Source organism: Nonomuraea sp. N2-4H (genome assembly GCF_045291505.1).
Classification (GTDB): Bacteria; Actinomycetota; Actinomycetes; order Streptosporangiales; family Streptosporangiaceae; genus Nonomuraea; species Nonomuraea fastidiosa.
Genome location: NZ_CP147987.1, coordinates 6,132,539 through 6,148,318 on the forward strand (window position 1 = coordinate 6,132,539; position 15,780 = coordinate 6,148,318).

Here is a 15,780-nt window from a genome sequence, read left to right on the forward strand (position 1 = left end):
CCCTGTCTCCTCCGCCGCGCCACGAACGGCGCCCAAGCGCCCAGCCTCCACCGCCAGAGGCGTCTTCAGCGGAGACACGCAGGCGCCCCCGCCGAAGACGCCCACCCGCCGCAGCCTCAACGCCCGCGAGGCAGCGGCTGAAGCGTCCAGAGCGAGGCGGGATACGGGGTGCTCGTGGGGTGCGGCCCTAGAACACGTTCCAGCGAGAGCTCAGAGGGCCGAGCGGCGGGTGCGGCGGCTGGAGGGAAGGTCGTGGCGGCCGGACAGAAACTCCTGGAACGCGATTTTCGCCCGGATGACCGGCCGCCGCCACCGCTCTTCCCGGTGCACGGCCTTGGCGAGCTTGCGCGGCGAGCGTTCGACGATGAACCAGCGCGCCCACGGCGACCCCGGCCGCGCCAGCCTGATGGCGCCGACGAGCAGCATGGGCGGCACGAACAAGCCCGCCATCCCCGTCCAGATCTTGCCCTTGAGCAGGGTGATGACGGCGAGCACCAGGTTGGCCACGATGAGCGCGGCGGGGTTGATGACGGGCGGGCCGTAGTCCCAGGTGAGGGGGCGCAGGCCGATGAGCAGCAGGCCGCTGACGGCGATCGCGATGAAGACGGCGTCGACCGAGGTGCGGCCCTCTTCCTCCCAGTAGACGTCGTGCAGGTGCAGGATGAGCGCGAACTCGTCGAGCACGAGGGCGGAGCCGACGCCGAAGATGGAGGCGGCGACCGCGGTGCCGACCTGGGAGCCGGGCGAGACGATGAGCGTGACGCCGCCGATCAGCATGAGGATGACGCCGAACACCACGTGGTGGATGTGCATCTCGCCCACGGTGAAGTTGCGGAACCAGCCGACCTTCGCCCTGATCAGGCGGACGTTGATGCGGGTGGCGATGAACGCCACGATGAGCATGACGAAGTAGCAGAACAGCGGAAGCCGTCCTGTGGCGACGATGCTGTGTTGAAACCAGTTCCCCATGGCTCTCGCCATCGATGGTACGAGCCGTGCGGGACCGTCGCGCCCGCCCTGCTCTCACGCCGGAAAGCCCGCCGTACCCGCACACACCGGCCGTACCCGCACAGGGGAGCAGGCCAGGACCTCACGCCAGGAAACCGCGCAGCAGCGCGGCCGTGCCCTCCAGGTGCTCGGCGACGGCCCGTCCGGCGGCTTCCGGGTCGCCGGCGAGTATGGCGTCCACGATGGCCCGGTGCTGGACGGCGGCGTGGTCGAGGTTGACCTGGAGCATGGGGATGGCGTTGAGCAGGTCGCTGACCCGGGAGCGGGCGTCGGCGCAGGCGGCGGCGAGCAGGCCGGAGCCGGTCAGCTCGGCGATGGACAGGTGGAACGCGGTGTCGAGGCGGCGGTAGTCGTCGAGCCCGGCCGCGTTCAGCTCGTCGAGCCTGCGCAGCAGCAGCTCGCGCTTGGCGGCGTCGAGCTCGGAGGCGGCGAGCACCTGGGCGGCGCCGCTCTCGACGGCGAGCCGGAAGGTGAGCGCGTCGGCCAGCTCGCCGGGCCCCATCGCGTTGACGGCCTGGCGGGCGGTGCCGGCGTCGGGCTCGGGCGGCCGGTACGTGACGAACGCCCCGCCGTACCGGCCCCTGCGGACGTCGAGGTAGCCGGCGTCGGACAGCGCCCTGATCGCCTCGCGCAGCGTCACCCTGCTGATGCCGAGCCGAACGGCCAGCTCGCGCTCCGGCGGCAGCTTGCCGCCCGGCGGGACGACGCCGAGCTTGATCGCCTGGAGCAGCCGCTCGACCGTCTCCTCGAAGGCGTTGCCCGCCCTGACCGGCCGCAACACCGTCATCAAACGCGCCGACTCGTCCAACGTGTCCTCAGGCCTTGACAAGCGATCCCACGATGCACCTCAATGGTCTGAGACTAGCCCAATCGGCGAATGAGCGCGTCAGGCCAGGTCGGAGCCCAGTGAGGAGCGGCATAGCGTGAGCGATGGAGCGAGCAGCGGGTTCCTGTCCGTGGCCGAGCTGCGCGACGAGGTCGCCGCCGGCCGGATCGACACCGTGCTCCTCGCGATCGCCGACATGCAGGGCAGGCTGCAGGGCAAGCGGCTGTCGGCGCGCTACTTCCTCGACGAGGTGTTGCAGCACGGTTCCGAGGGCTGCAACTACCTGCTGGCCGTCGACGTCGACATGAACACCGTCCCCGGCTACGCCATGTCGTCCTGGGACAGGGGCTACGGCGACTTCGTCATGAAGCCCGACCTGAGCACTCTGCGCCGCATCCCGTGGCACGAGGGCACCGCCCTGCTGATGGCCGACCTGGCCTGGGAGGACGGCTCGGAGGTGACCGCCTCGCCGCGCCAGATCCTGCGCCGCCAGCTCGCCCGGCTGGCCGAGCGCGGACTAGCCGCGTACGTGGGCACGGAGCTGGAGTTCGTGATCTACGACAACAGCTACGAGGACGCCTGGAAGCGCGCGTACCGCGACCTGACCCCCGCCAACCTCTACAACGTCGACTACTCGCTGCTCGGCACCGCCCGCGTGGAGCCGCTGCTGCGCAGGATCCGGCGCGAGATGGAGGGCGCGGGCCTGTACGTCGAGTCCGCCAAGGGCGAGTGCAACCTCGGCCAGCACGAGATCGCCTTCCGCTACGCCGAGGCGCTGGCGACCTGCGACAACCACGTCATCTACAAGACGGGGGCCAAGGAGATCGCCGCCCAGGAGGGCCGGTCGATCACGTTCATGGCCAAGCCGAACCAGCGTGAAGGCAACTCCTGCCACATCCACATCTCGCTGCGCGGTCTGGACGGCGAGCCGGTGATGGCGGGCGAAGGTCCGCACGGGCTCTCCCAGCTCGGCGCCCGCTTCGTGGCCGGGCAGCTCGCCTGCATGCGTGAGCTGACCCTGCTGTACGCGCCCAACATCAACTCCTACAAGCGTTTCGTGCCCGGCAGCTTCGCCCCCACGGCGCTCAAGTGGGGCGTGGACAACCGCACCTGCTCGCTGCGCCTGGTGGGCCACGGCCTGTCGCTGCGGGTGGAGAACCGCGTGCCGGGCGGCGATGTGAACCCGTACCTGGCGGTGGCGGCGCTGATCGCGGCGGGCCTGCACGGCATCGACGAGGAGCTGCCGCTGGAGGAGCCGTACGCGGGCAACGCCTACACCTCGGGCGCGGAGACCGTGCCGTTGACGCTGCGCGACGCGCTGGCCGCGTTCGAGGGGTCGAAGCTGGCCAAGGACTGGTTCGGCGAGGACGTGGTCGAGCACTACGCGAACAACGCGCGCGTGGAGCTGGCCGCGTTCGACGCGGCGGTGACGGACTGGGAGATGTTCCGTGGTTTCGAGCGCATGTGACGGGGGCGCATGAAGATCATCAATCCGGCCACGGAGGAGGTCCTGGCCGACGTCGAGCTCGCCGACGCCGCCGAGGTCGACCGGGCCGTGGAGCGTGCCACGAAGGCGTACGCGGGCTGGCGCGCGGTGGCGCCGGGCGACCGGGCGCGGCTGCTGCGCAGGTTCGCCGAGGTGGTGGACGCGCACGGCGCGGAGCTGGCCGAGCTGGAGCTGGCCAACGCCGGTCATCCGATCGGCGGCGCCCGCTGGGAGGCGGGCGCGGTACGCGACGTGCTGCACTTCTACGCGGCCGCCCCCGAGCGCCTGCACGGCAAGCAGATCCCGGTGCCGGGCGGCGTGGACATCACCTTCCACGAGCCGCTGGGCGTGGTCGGGGTGATCGTGCCGTGGAACTTCCCGATGCTGATCATGTCGTGGGGCGTGGCGCCCGCGCTGGCGGCGGGCAACACGGTGATCGTCAAGCCGGCCGAGTGGACCCCGCTGACCGCCCTGAGGCTGGCCGAGCTGGCCCTGGAGGCGGGCCTCCCCGAGGGGGTGCTCCAGGTGCTGCCCGGGGCAGGGGAGGTCGCGGGCGCCCGCCTGGTCGAGCACCCCGGCGTACCCAAGATCGTCTTCACCGGCTCGACCGAGGTGGGCAAGGAGATCGCGGCCAAGGCCGCGCGCCACGTCAAGCGGGTCACGCTGGAGCTGGGTGGCAAGTCGGCCAACATCGTGTTCGCGGACGCGGACCTGGAGAAGGCCGCGGCGACGGCGCCGTACGCGGTGTTCGACAACGCCGGGCAGGACTGCTGCGCCCGCTCCCGCCTGCTCGTCCAGGCGAGCGTGTACGACGAGTTCATGGCCCTGCTCGCCCCCGCCGTGCTCGGCGTCAAGGTCGGCGACCCGCGCGACGAGGCCACTGAGATGGGCCCGCTCATCAGCGCCGAGCACCTGGCCCGCGTGGCGGGCTTCGTCGAGGGCACCCCCTACCTGCAGGGCTCCTGCCCCGAGGGCAAGGGCTTCTGGTTCCCGCCCACCGTGCTGACCCCCGAGGTCACCGACCGGGCGTTCACCGAGGAGATCTTCGGGCCCGTGGTGTCGGTGGCCAGGTTCGACGACGAGGCCGACGCCGTGCGCATCGCCAACGACACCCCGTACGGGCTGAGCGGCTCCATCTGGACCCGCGACGTGGGGCGGGCGCTGCGCGTGGCCAGGGCGGTCGAGTCGGGCGCGCTGTCGGTCAACTCACACTCGTCGGTCCGCTACTGGACCCCGTTCGGCGGCTTCAAGCAGTCCGGACTCGGCAGGGAGCTCGGCCCTGACGCCCTGGCGGCGTTCACCGAGGTCAAGAACGTCTTCATCGCAACGGAGTGACGCGGATGCAGCGCTTGCAGGATCGGGTGGCGGTCATCACGGGGGCGGCGAGCGGGATCGGGCTGGCCACGGCCCGGCGCTTCGCCGAGGAGGGCGCCAGGGTGGTCTGCGCGGACATCGACGAGGACGCCGGCGCCAAGGCCGCGAGCGAGGTCGGCGGCCTGTTCGTACGGGCCGACGTGACCCGCGAGGACGACGTGATCCGCATGTTCGCCACCGCGCACGAGACATACGGCAGCGTGGACATCGCCTTCAACAACGCCGGCATCTCGCCGCCCGACGACGACTCGATCCTGGAGACCGGCCTGGAGGCCTGGCGGCGGGTCCAGGAGGTGAACCTGACCAGCGTCTACCTGTGCTGCAAGCACGTCATCCCGTACATGCGGCGGCAGGGCAAGGGCTCGATCATCAACACGGCCTCGTTCGTCGCGGTCATGGGGTCGGCGACCTCGCAGATCTCCTACACCGCCTCCAAGGGCGGCGTGCTGGCGCTGTCGCGGGAGCTGGGCGTGCAGTTCGCCAGGGAGGGCATCAGGGTGAACGCGCTGTGCCCCGGCCCGGTGAACACGCCGCTGCTGCAGGAGCTGTTCGCCAAGGACCCGGAGCGGGCGCAGCGGCGGCTGGTGCACGTGCCGATCGGCCGCTTCGCCGAGGCGTCGGAGATCGCGGCGGCGGTGGCGTTCCTGGCCAGCGACGACGCGTCGTTCATCACGGCCAGCGAATTCCTGGTGGACGGCGGCATCTCCGGCGCGTACGTCACACCGCTGTAAGAGGGGGCGCGGGTCTAAGGGGACACGCCATGCGGCGTCCGGTCATCGGCATCACCTGTTACGTCGAGCAGGCCACGTTCACGGTGTGGCGGGACACGCCCGCCGCGCTGCTGCCGCATGCGTACGTGGAGAAGGTGGCGGCGGCGGGCGGGCAGCCGGTCGTGCTGCCGCCGGCCGGTGAGCCCGCCGCGCTCGTGGACCGGCTCGACGGGCTCATCCTGGCGGGCGGCGGCGACATCGACCCGGCCAGGTACGCCGCGACGCCGCACGAGCGCACCGGCTACGTGCGGGAGTTCCGCGACGCGGCCGAGTTCGCGCTGCTGCGCGCCGCGCTCGACGCCGGCCTGCCCTACCTGGGCATCTGCCGGGGTCTCCAGGTGCTGAACGTGCTGCTCGGCGGCAGCCTGCACCAGCACCTGCCGGACGTCGTGGGCCACACCGGCCACTGCCCGGGTCCCGGCCGTTTCGGCGACCTGCCGGTCACGCCCGTGCCCGGCTCGCGGCTGGCCAAGGCCCTGGGTGCGGAGCCGCTGCCGGTCCCCCACTACCACCACCAGGCCGTGGACCGTCTCGCGCCCGGCCTGGCGGTCACCGCGACGGCGGCGGACGGCACGATCGAGGCGGTGGAGCTGGACCGGGACGCCCTCACGATGGCCGTGCAGTGGCACCCGGAGGTGGCGGCCGACCCGAAGCTCTTCGAGGCGCTGGTGGCGGCCTGCTGAACCCTCGCCGGACGGCGAACGCGACAAGACCCCCATAACACCACTAGGCTGGCGGGCATCACCGATGAAACCGTGCGGGAGAGTGCCCTGACAGCCGGTCAGGGCCCCTGAAGGAGCAAGCCCTCCCCGCGAACCTCTCAAGGCAAAGGACCGCACGGCTACGGTGTCTCTGGAAAGCAGGCCCTCGGGGCCTCGCCGAAGGTGAAAGTCCGGCAAAAGTCGGGCGAAGCTCTCAGGCACCGATGACAGAGGGGGAGGATGCTGGCATCCACTCCTGTCCTGAGGTGCGACCAATGTCCCGACCGACACCGCTCCGAGACGTTCACGAGAGCCTCGGCGCCACCCTGACCGACTTCGCCGGCTGGCTCATGCCGCTCCGGTACGGCAGCGAGTCCGCCGAGCACCGCGCCGTCCGCGAGGCGGCCGGGCTGTTCGACCTGTCGCACATGGGCGAGATCTTCGTCACCGGCCCGCAGGCCGCCGAGGCCCTCGACTACGCGCTCGTCGGCCACCTGTCGGCGCTGGCCGTCGGCCGGGCCCGCTACACCATGATCGTCAACGAGCGCGGCGGGGTGCTCGACGACCTCATCGTCTACCGCCTCGGCGACGAGGAGTTCATGGTCGTCGCCAACGCCTCCAACTACGAGAAGGTCGCCGCCGAGCTGACCGGGCGCGCCAAGGCGTACGACGCGGTCGTCGAGGACCGCTCCGACCAGTACGCGCTGATCGCCGTCCAGGGCCCGCGCTCGCAGGAGATCCTGGCCACGCTCACCGACGCCGACCTGGACGGGCTCAAGTACTACGCCGGCCTGCCCGGCACCGTGGACGGCCGCAAGGCCCTCATCGCCCGCACCGGCTACACCGGCGAGGACGGCTTCGAGCTGTTCATCCACAACGCGGACGCCGTCCCGCTCTGGCACGCGCTCACGGCCGCGGGCGAGCCGCACGGGCTCAAGCCGGCGGGCCTGTCCGCCCGTGACACTCTCCGCCTGGAGGCCGGCATGCCGCTGTACGGCAACGAGCTGACCGCGGAGCTGACCCCGTTCGACGCGGGGCTCGGCAGGGTGGTGAAATTCGACAAGCCCGGTGACTTCGTCGGCCGGTCCGCGCTGGAGGCGGTCAAGGACGACCAGCCCAGGCGCAGGCTCGTCGGCCTGGTCGCGCGGGGCCGCCGGGTGCCGCGCCACGGTTACCCGGTGACCCGAGACGGCGCGGTCGTCGGCGAGGTCACCAGCGGTGCGCCTTCCCAGACTCTGGGCAAGCCCATCGCGATGGCCTACGTGGACAGCGGCGCCGATTCTGGCCTGGCTGTGGACATCCGGGGCAGCCATGAACCTGTGGACCTGGTCGAGCTGCCCTTTTACAGGAGGAACAAGTGAGCAACATCCCTGACGACCTGAGCTACACCAAGGAGCACGAGTGGGTGCGCGGCGTCGAGGACAGCGTCACCGTGACCGTCGGCATCACGGACTTCGCCGCCGAATCCCTTGGTGACGTCGTCTATGTGCAGCTCCCGGAGGTCGGCAGCAACGTCGAGCCGGGTGACTCCGTCGGCGAGGTGGAGTCGACCAAATCCGTGAACGAGGTCTACACGCCGGTCGGCGGCGAGATCGTCGAGGTGAACCAGGCGGTCGTGGACGACCCGAGCCTGGTCAACAGCGACCCGTACGGCGAGGGCTGGATGTTCAAGGTCCGCGTGGAGGGCGACCCCGAGGACCTGCTCTCGCCTGAGGAGTACGCCGCGCTCACCGCGGGCGACTCCTGACCCACCCGCCGGGGCCCGCGCGGCCGGGCCCCGGCCCTTCATGAAAGGCGCACATCAATGGCGATCAGCGTCTTCGACCTGTTCAAGATCGGCATCGGCCCGTCGAGCTCGCACACCGGCGGCCCGATGGCCGCCGCGCACAAGTTCGCCCGCGGCCTGCACCAGGACGGCCTGCTCGACCAGGTGGCCCGCGTGGAGGTCATCCTGTACGGCTCGCTGGGCCTGACCGGCAAGGGCCACGGCAGCGACAAGGCCGTCCTGCTCGGCCTGTCGGGCGACAAGCCCGAGCTGGTCGACGTGGACACCGTGGACGCCCGCATCGCCGCCATGCGCGAGTCGGGCACCGTCACGCTCTTCGGCGTCCGCGAGATCCCCTTCGTCGTCGGCGAGCACCTCGTCTTCGAACGCAAGATCACGCTGCCCGAGCACCCCAACGGCATGCGCTTCACCGCCTGGTCGGAGTCGGGCGAGCGGCTGCGGGAGAAGGTCTACTTCTCCGTCGGCGGCGGCTTCGTGGTGGACGAGCAGGCCACCGGCGCCGACCGCATCAAGCCGGACGACACCGTGCTGCCGTACCCGTTCAGCACCGCCGAGGAGCTGCTCAAGCACTGCTCGGCCACCGGCCTGTCGATCTCCGCGCTGATGCTGGAGAACGAGAAGGCGTTCGGCCGCACCGAGGACGAGATCAGAAGCGGCCTGATGAACCTCTGGCGGGTCATGTCGGAGTGCGTCGCGCGCGGCATCTCCAAGGAGGGCGTGCTGCCCGGCGGGCTGAAGGTCAAGCGCCGGGCCAACCAGCTCCACCGCCGCCTGCAGTCAGAGCCGCCGGAGAAGGACCCGTTGCAGGCGATGGACTGGGTGACGCTGTTCGCGCTGGCCGTCAACGAGGAGAACGCGGCCGGCGGCAGGATCGTCACTGCCCCCACCAACGGCGCCGCCGGCATCATCCCGGCCGTGCTCACCTACTACACCCGCTTCGTCCCCCACGCCGACGACGACGGCGTCATCCGTTTCCTGCTGACGGCGGGCGCGATCGGGGTGCTGTTCAAGCAGAACGCCTCGATCTCCGGCGCCGAGGTGGGCTGCCAGGGCGAGGTCGGCTCGGCCTGCTCGATGGCCGCCGCCGGGCTCACCGAGGCCCTGGGCGGCACGCCCGAGCAGGTGGAGAACGCCGCCGAGATCGGCATCGAGCACAACCTGGGGCTGACCTGCGACCCGATCGGCGGCCTGGTGCAGATCCCGTGCATCGAGCGCAACGCGGTGGCCTCCAACAAGGCCATCACCGCGGCGCGGATCGCGCTGCGCGGCGACGGCCGCCACTTCGTCTCGCTCGACCGGGCGATCAAGACGATGCGCGACACCGGCCGCGACATGCTCGACAAGTACAAGGAGACCTCGCGCGGCGGCCTCGCGGTCAACGTGATCGAGTGCTGACCTGACGCCGTACGTGGAGCCGGACCACGGCCGGGCACTCGTCGTCGCGGACCTCGCGCCGGATCCGGCCCACGATGTCCTGGTCGAGCTTGCTCACGATCGCGCCGACGTCGGCGGCGGCCGGGCAGGTCAGGCCGATGCGCAGGCCGTCGGCGGCGACCCGGACGCCGGCCCTGCCCAGCCCGTCCACGCCCTTGAGCCCGACGAACAGCATCGCGGTGCCCGTGCCGTTGTGGCTGCCGCGGCGGCCCCAGCCGAGGCTGAGCAGCAGCCAGCGCAGCGCGAGCAGGGTCAGCAGCAGCAGGCCGAACGCGACGAACCACAGCGGCCACGGGCTCTCGGCGAGCGACTTGCGCACGCCGGTGGGCAGCACCTTCGCGCCCGGCGGCAGGTCGAAGAAGCGGTCCTGGCCGCGCAGCCACGCGTACGCGCCGAGTGCCAGCAGGATCGCCCCGACGACGGCGAGTCCCACACGGTTGCCTGCGTATTGGCGCATCAGACGGCCCTCCCGCTGCCTGCGTACCGACCGCTGCCTACGTACCGGCCGCCGCCTGCGAACCGACCGCCGCCTGCGAACCGGCCCATCACGCGGCCCTCCTGCGCAGGCGGACCACGACCTCGCAGGTGGTCAGCGTGCCGACGCCGGCCAGGCGGTCGCCCACGACGGCGCCGACCTGCCTGAGCATCTGGCCCGAGCTCTCCCCGCTCGTCATGACCGTCACCTCGATCGTGCGGCGGCGCAGCCGGACGCTCGCCCGCTCCACGCCGTTCACCTGCTGGGCCGCCGCGCGCAGGGTGCGGCGCAGCCCCGAGCGGGTGATGCCGATGACGATGAGCGGGTCGTTCGTCTCCACCGGCACCAGCCGTGGACGGCCTGGCACGATCGCGAGCACCAGCAGGAGCGCGCCCGCCCCCGCCAGGGCCAGCGCGAGTGTCTCCAGCTCCGGCCAGGTGCTCCGGCCGGCCAGCTCGATCAGCTCGTTGACCGGCACCCAGCCGAGCGGCGCGCCGAGCAGCGCCGCGACCACCTCGGCCGTGGTCGCCCCGAGCCCGGTCGCCAGCGCGAGCGCCACCAGGGCGCCCGGGACGGTACGCGCCGGCCGCAGTGCCCTGGTCGCCCTGCGCAGCCCGGTGTTCCGCGGGGCGACGACGGTACCGGGCAGGAGCTGCTGAAGCGTGGTCATCACACCGACAGACGTACATGGAGGGCGCCCGGCCCACACCGCGCCCTCGCCGCCGGTTTGCCCGATCATTACGGGGACGAAGATCAACGCGAACAAGCCTCATATTCTTTTGCCCGATATGCGGTTACGCTGCCGTTATGGATCACCGGCAGCGTTACGACCGGGCCACCGCCGGCCTCGAACCGCCGTTCGCGCTCCTCGACCTCGACGCCCTGCGGGCCAACGCCGCCGACCTCGTACGCCGTGCCGCGGGCAAGCCCGTCAGGGTGGCCAGCAAGTCCGTACGGTGCAGGGCGGTCCTCGACCGCGTGCTCGCCATGGACGGCTTCCAAGGGCTGATGGCCTACACGCTGCCCGAGGCGCTCTGGCTGGCCGGGCACGGCCACACCGACATCCTCCTCGCCTACCCCACCGCCGACCGGCAGGCCCTGGCCGCCCTGGCGGCGGATCCCAAGGCCGCCGCGAGCATCGCCGTCACCATCGACTCGGCCGCCCACCTCGACTACATCGAGGCCGCCGTCTCCGGTGTCCGGCCGCGCGCCGAGATCAAGCTCTGCCTCGACATCGACGCCTCCTACGTCGCCCTCGGCGGCAGGTTCAGGGCCGGCGCGCTGCGCTCCCCCATCCGCGAGGCCGAGCAGGCCGCCGAGCTCGCCGCGCGCATCGCCAAGCGTCCTGGCTTCCGGCTGGCCGGGTTGCTGGCGTACGAGGCGCAGATCGCCGGGGTCGGCGACGACCCGCCGGGCAGCGCCGTCTACGCCCGGCTCATCAGGCTCATGCAGGCGCTGTCCGCCAGGGAGCTGGTGCTGCGCAGGGGCAGGATCGTCAACGCCGTACGCCAGGTCGCCGACCTCGAATTCGTCAACGGCGGCGGCACCGGCTCCGTCGAGCGGACCGTACGCGAGAAGGCGGTCACCGAGGTGGCCGCGGGCTCCGGGCTCTTCCATCCCCGGCTGTTCGACTTCTACCGGGGCTTCACCGGGCGGCCCGCCGCGCTCTTCGCGCTCCCCGTGGTCCGCCGCCCCGCCAGGGACGTCGTCACCGTGCTCGGCGGCGGTTACATCGCCTCAGGCCCCACCGGGCCCAGCCGGGCGCCGCAGCCGTATCTGCCCGCCGGGCTGCGCTACGCGCCCGACGAGGGCGCGGGCGAGGTGCAGACCCCGCTGCTCGGCCAGGCGGCCGAGGAGCTGCGGATCGGCGACCGGGTGTACTTCAGGCACGCCAAGGCGGGCGAGCTGTGCGAACGGTTCGACGCGCTGCACCTGGTCGAGGGTGACACGCTGGTGGAGTCGGTGCCGACGTACCGGGGCGAGGGCCGCACCTTCCTCTGACCGTCCCCAGAGCACCCTCTGACCACCCTCTGACCGCCCGCGTGCCGGGTCAGCGGCGCTTGCGGCGGCGCATGAGGACGATGGCGGCCCCGACGACCAGCACCGCGCCGATCCCGATCAGCACCGGTCCCAGGTCGGGCTGCTCGTCCTCCCACATCTGGCCGGCGTCGTCGCCGGGCTGCGCCGGCCGTGCCGTCACCCCCAGCGCGTCGCCGACCGCGGCGACGAAGTGACCTGCCCTGCTCTTGACGTCGGCGACCGTGCGCTCGGCGACCCTCTTGGGGCTCACCCGGTCGGCGATGGCGTCGACCGTCCGCGCCAACTCCGCGCGCGTCCGCGCGATCTGCCGCTCCAGCTCGTCGGGATCGGTGTCGGCCATGGCTCTCCTTTCGACCGTACGCGTGCCCTCGCGGCGGGCCCGTCCGTTCTGGTCGTGATCAGTCTGTCAGGTCGGCGCACCGGACGGCACGGCGACCGTAGCGTACGGTGAGCCGGGCGACGCGGCGGGGCCGGTAGGTTGAGCCGGTAAGTTGGCGGCAGGAATTCAGGAGGGCCAAGTGACCGAAACCAAGCTCGCGCCCGGCGACGCCGCACCCGAGTTCACGCTCCCCACCGCCGACGGCGCCACCGTCTCGCTCGGCGACTACCGCGGCAAGCGCGTGATCCTCTATTTCTACCCCGCCGCGATGACCCCCGGCTGCACCAAGCAGGCGTGCGATTTCCGCGACAACCTCGACCAGCTCACCGCCGAGGGTTTCGTCGTTCTCGGCGTGTCGAAGGACAAGCCGGAGAAGCTGGCCAAATTCGCCGAGCGCGACGCGCTGACCTTCCCCCTGCTGTCCGACCCCGAGCTGGCCGTCCATAAGGCCTACGGCGCCTACGGCACGAAGAAGCTGTACGGCAAGGAGGTCGTGGGCGTGATCCGCTCGACGTTCGTCATCGACGGCGACGGGAAGATCGAGCAGGCGCTCTACAACGTGAAGGCCACGGGCCACGTGGCCTCGCTCAAGAAGAAGCTCGGCCTGGCCTGACACCCCGCCCCCGCGGCGGCCCCGGAACGGTCCCGCGCGCTCTCAGGCGCGCGGAGGCGAGGCTTGGAGCGACGTAATTCGCGCTATAAAGCCGGGCACGAGCAGGGCGCCGGACACGGGCGCAGGCGGTAAGATTGGCGGCACGCGGCACTTCCCGTGCCCGAATTGTCATTTCCCGACCGAAACTCGCGGGGCATGGCAATGGCAAAGGGGTCGTAGCCCAATGGCAGAGGCGCAGTCTTTAGGTGGCTGTTAGTGTGGGTTCGAATCCCACCGGCCCTACAAACGATTGGGTTTTCCACGCCCCGACCGGCCGCGGCCCCCGTCACATCGCCGGTCAACCGGTGAAGGTCTGCCGGGGCTCATCCGCGTCAGGGGCCGACGGCAGCCGCGGCAGGCGCGGCGGCTGCGGCACGGTGCAGCGCACCTCTTCGCCGCTCTCCCAGCAGGTCGGCTTCGGCGGCTTGGGGATCACCAGGCTCCCGTTCCCGAGCCAGTGCGGCGTGCCGTACCAGACGCCGAACCTGCCGGGAGGCATCGCGTCAGTGACCGCGGCGACGGTGAAGCCGCCGATCAGGACCCCCGCGAGCAGGCCGGCGAGGCCGACGCCGACGATCCGCCGGCGCCTGGCACGGCCGCTCTCGTCAGGCGTCTCCCAGGCCGCCATCGGCTGCGTGGGCGGGATGTCGGCGTACGGCTGATCCGCACGTTCGCCGTATTTCAGCTGCCAGTCCTGCCACTCAGGGTTCGGGCCGCGCGGCGCTTCCTCATCACCGCGCGGCCCGGCGTAGCGATCATGATCCGCCATCACGATCTCCCTTTACTCGCCCCGCAGGGGCGCTCCCGATAGGGAGGATGCCAAAGCCCCCGTAAGCCGCCCGTAAGCCGCCCGATCATGTCAGACCTGGGTCGTACCCGCACTTCACCCTTGAGGCGGACAGAAGCCAGAAAACGCCTGCATATCGTGATGTTGTGTTCGGCAGGGTGCGGGAGTGGTCGCGACACCACGAGAAGCTGGCCAACGCCCTCTGGGCGAGCCCTCTGGCGCTGTTCTGCGTTCTGAGCGCGTTCGCCAGCCGCGGTGCGGGCACCTCGGACGGCGGCGCGGTGCCCGGCCTGGGCGGTTACCTGGGCCTGACGGCGCTCCTGCTGCTGCCGCTGCTGTGGCGGCACCGGCCGGTGCTGTCGTTCGCGGCGATCGCGCTGGTCAGCTTCGGTCAGTGGCTGGCCGGCCTGGCCCCGATGCCCGCCAATCTGGCCGTGCTCGTCGCGCTTTACGCGGTGGCCTACCGGTGCCGCTTCCGCTGGGCGATGGCGGCCTGCCTGGTGGCCGAGCTGGGCGTCGCGATGGTCATGATCAACTGGGACGATCCGGGTCTCGGCCTGTTCTTCAGCAGCTCGATCTTCGTGGTGACGATCTGGCTGAGCGGCCTGTACGCGAGCACCCGCCGCCGCTACCTGGAGAGCCTGGAGGAGCGCGCGGAACGCGCCGAGCGCGAGCGTGACCAGCAGGCGCGGATGGCCGCGGCGGCCGAGCGGGCCAGGATCGCCAGGGAGCTGCACGACGTCGTGGCCCACAACGTCAGCGTGATGGTGGTGCAGGCCGACGGCGCGGGCTACGCCCTCGACACCGACGTCGAGCAGGCCCGTACGGCCGTCAAGGCCATCTCCGCCACCGGCAGGGCCGCGCTGGCCGAGATGCGCAGGCTGCTCGGCGTGCTGCGCAAGACCGAGGACGACTCGCAGGAGGCAGAGCCGGGAAAGGCAGCGTCGGAAAGAGCAGGGGCCGCCGACTACTACCCGCAACCCGGCCTGGCCCAGCTCGACGAGCTGGTGGCGACGTTCGCGGTGCCTGCCACGCTGCGGGTCTCCGGTGATCCCGCGCGGCTGCCCGAGGGGCAGCAGCTCGCCGTCTACCGCATCGTCCAGGAGGCCCTGACGAACGTGCTCAAGCACGGCGGGCCGGGTGCGAGCGCCACCGTCGAGATCGACGTGAGCGGCGGCGACGTGCAGGTCCGGGTGACCGACGACGGCAGGGGCGCCGCCGCGTCGCACGCCGGCGGCGGCCACGGGCTGATCGGCATGCGCGAGCGGGCCGGCATGTACGGCGGCGCGGTCTCGGCGGGCCCGCGGCGGGGCGGCGGCTTCGAGGTGGTGGCCAGGCTGCCGCTGGCGAGGGAGGCGGCGTGATCAGGGTGATGCTGGTCGACGACCAGGAGCTGCTGCGCGCGGGCTTCAAGATGGTGCTCGGGGCGCAGCCGGACATCGAGGTGGTGGCGGAGGCCGGAGACGGCGCGGCGGCCCTGGAGCTGCTCCAGCGGGTCGAGGTGGACGTGGTGCTCATGGACGTCCGCATGCCGGGCATGGACGGCGTCGAGGCCACCCGGCTGATCAGGGGGCCGAAGGTGCTCATCCTCACCACGTTCGACCTCGACGAGTACGCCTTCGCGGCGGTCAAGGCGGGCGCGGCCGGGTTCCTGCTCAAGGACGTGCCCCCTGCCGACCTGGTCAGCGCGATCCGGGTGGTGCACGCGGGCGAGTCCGTGATGTCGCCGAGCACGCTGCGCCGCATGCTGGACCGCTTCGCCGAGCACCTGCCCGACGGTCAGGCGCCGCCGGAGGCCGCCTCCCTGACGCCGCGCGAGCGCGAGGTGCTGCTCATGGTGGCGCGCGGCCTGTCCAACGCGGAGATCGCGGCCCGCCTGGAGGTGGCCGAGGCGACGGTCAAGACGCATCTGGGCCGGGTGCTGGCCAAGCTGGGGCTGCGGGACCGGGCGCAGGCCGTCGTGTACGCGTACGAGGCCGGCCTGGTCGTGCCCGCCCACGGGTCCGGTCAGAACGCCCCGCAGCCGCCGTCACATCGGCCATAAGTCTGACCGGGGTCATCT

General features: G+C 71.6%; 17 protein-coding genes, 1 tRNA gene and 1 riboswitch. Of the genes, 12 read left to right on the forward strand and 6 right to left on the reverse strand.

Annotated elements, in window-relative coordinates; genetic code table 11:
* Positions 1-210: 210 nt before the first annotated feature.
* Complete coding sequence (locus WBK31_RS28050; RefSeq protein ID WP_364061224.1) at positions 211-969, reverse strand: hypothetical protein; 759 nt, start codon at positions 967-969, stop codon at positions 211-213.
* A 121-nt stretch (positions 970-1,090) separates the two neighbouring features.
* On the reverse strand, positions 1,091-1,795 hold the full coding sequence (locus tag WBK31_RS28055; RefSeq protein ID WP_364061221.1) for an FCD domain-containing protein: 705 nt from the start codon (positions 1,793-1,795) through the stop codon (positions 1,091-1,093).
* A 136-nt stretch (positions 1,796-1,931) separates the two neighbouring features.
* Between WBK31_RS28055 and WBK31_RS28060 the strand changes: the two genes are divergently transcribed.
* The 7 genes from WBK31_RS28060 (at position 1,932) to WBK31_RS28090 (ending at position 9,346) form a co-directional block, all read left to right on the forward strand.
* Positions 1,932-3,302, forward strand: coding sequence for a glutamine synthetase family protein (locus WBK31_RS28060; protein WP_364061218.1), 1,371 nt, complete (start codon positions 1,932-1,934; stop codon positions 3,300-3,302).
* Positions 3,303-3,311: 9 nt separating this feature from the next.
* The gene (locus WBK31_RS28065) at positions 3,312-4,655 is read left to right on the forward strand and encodes an aldehyde dehydrogenase family protein (protein WP_378786824.1); all 1,344 of its coding nucleotides are present in this window, start codon (positions 3,312-3,314) and stop codon (positions 4,653-4,655) included.
* Positions 4,656-4,660: 5 nt separating this feature from the next.
* Positions 4,661-5,425, forward strand: a complete 765-nt coding sequence (locus WBK31_RS28070; RefSeq protein ID WP_364061212.1) for a 3-oxoacyl-ACP reductase — start codon at positions 4,661-4,663, stop codon at positions 5,423-5,425.
* Positions 5,426-5,454: 29 nt separating this feature from the next.
* A complete protein-coding gene (locus WBK31_RS28075) occupies positions 5,455-6,147 on the forward strand; it encodes a gamma-glutamyl-gamma-aminobutyrate hydrolase family protein (RefSeq protein ID WP_364061209.1) in 693 nt (230 codons plus the stop codon).
* Positions 6,148-6,212: 65 nt separating this feature from the next.
* Positions 6,213-6,310: riboswitch (glycine riboswitch) on the forward strand.
* Between the two features lie 130 nt (positions 6,311-6,440).
* Entirely contained in the window at positions 6,441-7,526 is a 1,086-nt protein-coding gene (gene gcvT / locus WBK31_RS28080; protein WP_364061206.1) for a glycine cleavage system aminomethyltransferase GcvT, read from the forward strand.
* On the forward strand, positions 7,523-7,912 hold the full coding sequence (gcvH, locus tag WBK31_RS28085; RefSeq protein ID WP_364061203.1) for a glycine cleavage system protein GcvH: 390 nt from the start codon (positions 7,523-7,525) through the stop codon (positions 7,910-7,912). The genes gcvT and gcvH overlap by 4 nt, the downstream gene beginning before the upstream one ends.
* Before the next feature lie 57 nt (positions 7,913-7,969).
* Positions 7,970-9,346 (forward strand): L-serine ammonia-lyase, encoded by a 1,377-nt coding sequence (locus WBK31_RS28090; RefSeq protein WP_378786822.1) that lies wholly within the window; start codon positions 7,970-7,972, stop codon positions 9,344-9,346.
* Here the strand turns inward: WBK31_RS28090 and WBK31_RS28095 are convergent.
* Both WBK31_RS28095 and WBK31_RS28100 read right to left on the reverse strand, forming a co-directional pair.
* Positions 9,327-9,842, reverse strand: coding sequence for a hypothetical protein (locus WBK31_RS28095; protein ID WP_364061197.1), 516 nt, complete (start codon positions 9,840-9,842; stop codon positions 9,327-9,329). The genes WBK31_RS28090 and WBK31_RS28095 overlap by 20 nt on opposite strands.
* An 88-nt stretch (positions 9,843-9,930) precedes the next feature.
* Positions 9,931-10,530, reverse strand: coding sequence for a DUF6286 domain-containing protein (locus tag WBK31_RS28100; RefSeq protein ID WP_364061394.1), 600 nt, complete (start codon positions 10,528-10,530; stop codon positions 9,931-9,933).
* 137 nt (positions 10,531-10,667) lie between these two features.
* Between WBK31_RS28100 and WBK31_RS28105 the strand changes: the two genes are divergently transcribed.
* Positions 10,668-11,861 (forward strand): amino acid deaminase/aldolase, encoded by a 1,194-nt coding sequence (locus WBK31_RS28105; protein WP_364061194.1) that lies wholly within the window; start codon positions 10,668-10,670, stop codon positions 11,859-11,861.
* Between the two features lie 49 nt (positions 11,862-11,910).
* On the opposite strand, the gene WBK31_RS28110 is transcribed toward WBK31_RS28105, so the two are convergent.
* Complete coding sequence (locus tag WBK31_RS28110) at positions 11,911-12,240, reverse strand: DUF3618 domain-containing protein (RefSeq protein ID WP_364061191.1); 330 nt, start codon at positions 12,238-12,240, stop codon at positions 11,911-11,913.
* Between the two features lie 178 nt (positions 12,241-12,418).
* On the opposite strand from WBK31_RS28110, the gene bcp reads away from it, so the two are divergent.
* Together bcp and WBK31_RS28120 are read left to right on the forward strand one after the other, a co-directional pair.
* Entirely contained in the window at positions 12,419-12,892 is a 474-nt protein-coding gene (bcp, locus tag WBK31_RS28115) for a thioredoxin-dependent thiol peroxidase (protein WP_364061188.1), read from the forward strand.
* Positions 12,893-13,101: 209 nt separating this feature from the next.
* Positions 13,102-13,174 (forward strand) — tRNA-Leu (locus WBK31_RS28120).
* Positions 13,175-13,229: 55 nt separating this feature from the next.
* Here the strand turns inward: WBK31_RS28120 and WBK31_RS28125 are convergent.
* On the reverse strand, positions 13,230-13,700 hold the full coding sequence (locus WBK31_RS28125; RefSeq protein ID WP_364061185.1) for a hypothetical protein: 471 nt from the start codon (positions 13,698-13,700) through the stop codon (positions 13,230-13,232).
* A 164-nt stretch (positions 13,701-13,864) separates the two neighbouring features.
* Here WBK31_RS28125 and WBK31_RS28130 point away from each other — a divergent pair, with 164 nt between their 5' ends.
* Together WBK31_RS28130 and WBK31_RS28135 are read left to right on the forward strand one after the other, a co-directional pair.
* A complete protein-coding gene (locus tag WBK31_RS28130; RefSeq protein WP_364061182.1) occupies positions 13,865-15,082 on the forward strand; it encodes a histidine kinase in 1,218 nt (405 codons plus the stop codon).
* Positions 15,079-15,762 (forward strand): response regulator transcription factor, encoded by a 684-nt coding sequence (locus WBK31_RS28135; protein ID WP_364061179.1) that lies wholly within the window; start codon positions 15,079-15,081, stop codon positions 15,760-15,762. Before WBK31_RS28130 ends, WBK31_RS28135 begins: the two co-directional genes overlap by 4 nt.
* The last annotated feature ends 18 nt before the right edge of the window (positions 15,763-15,780 follow it).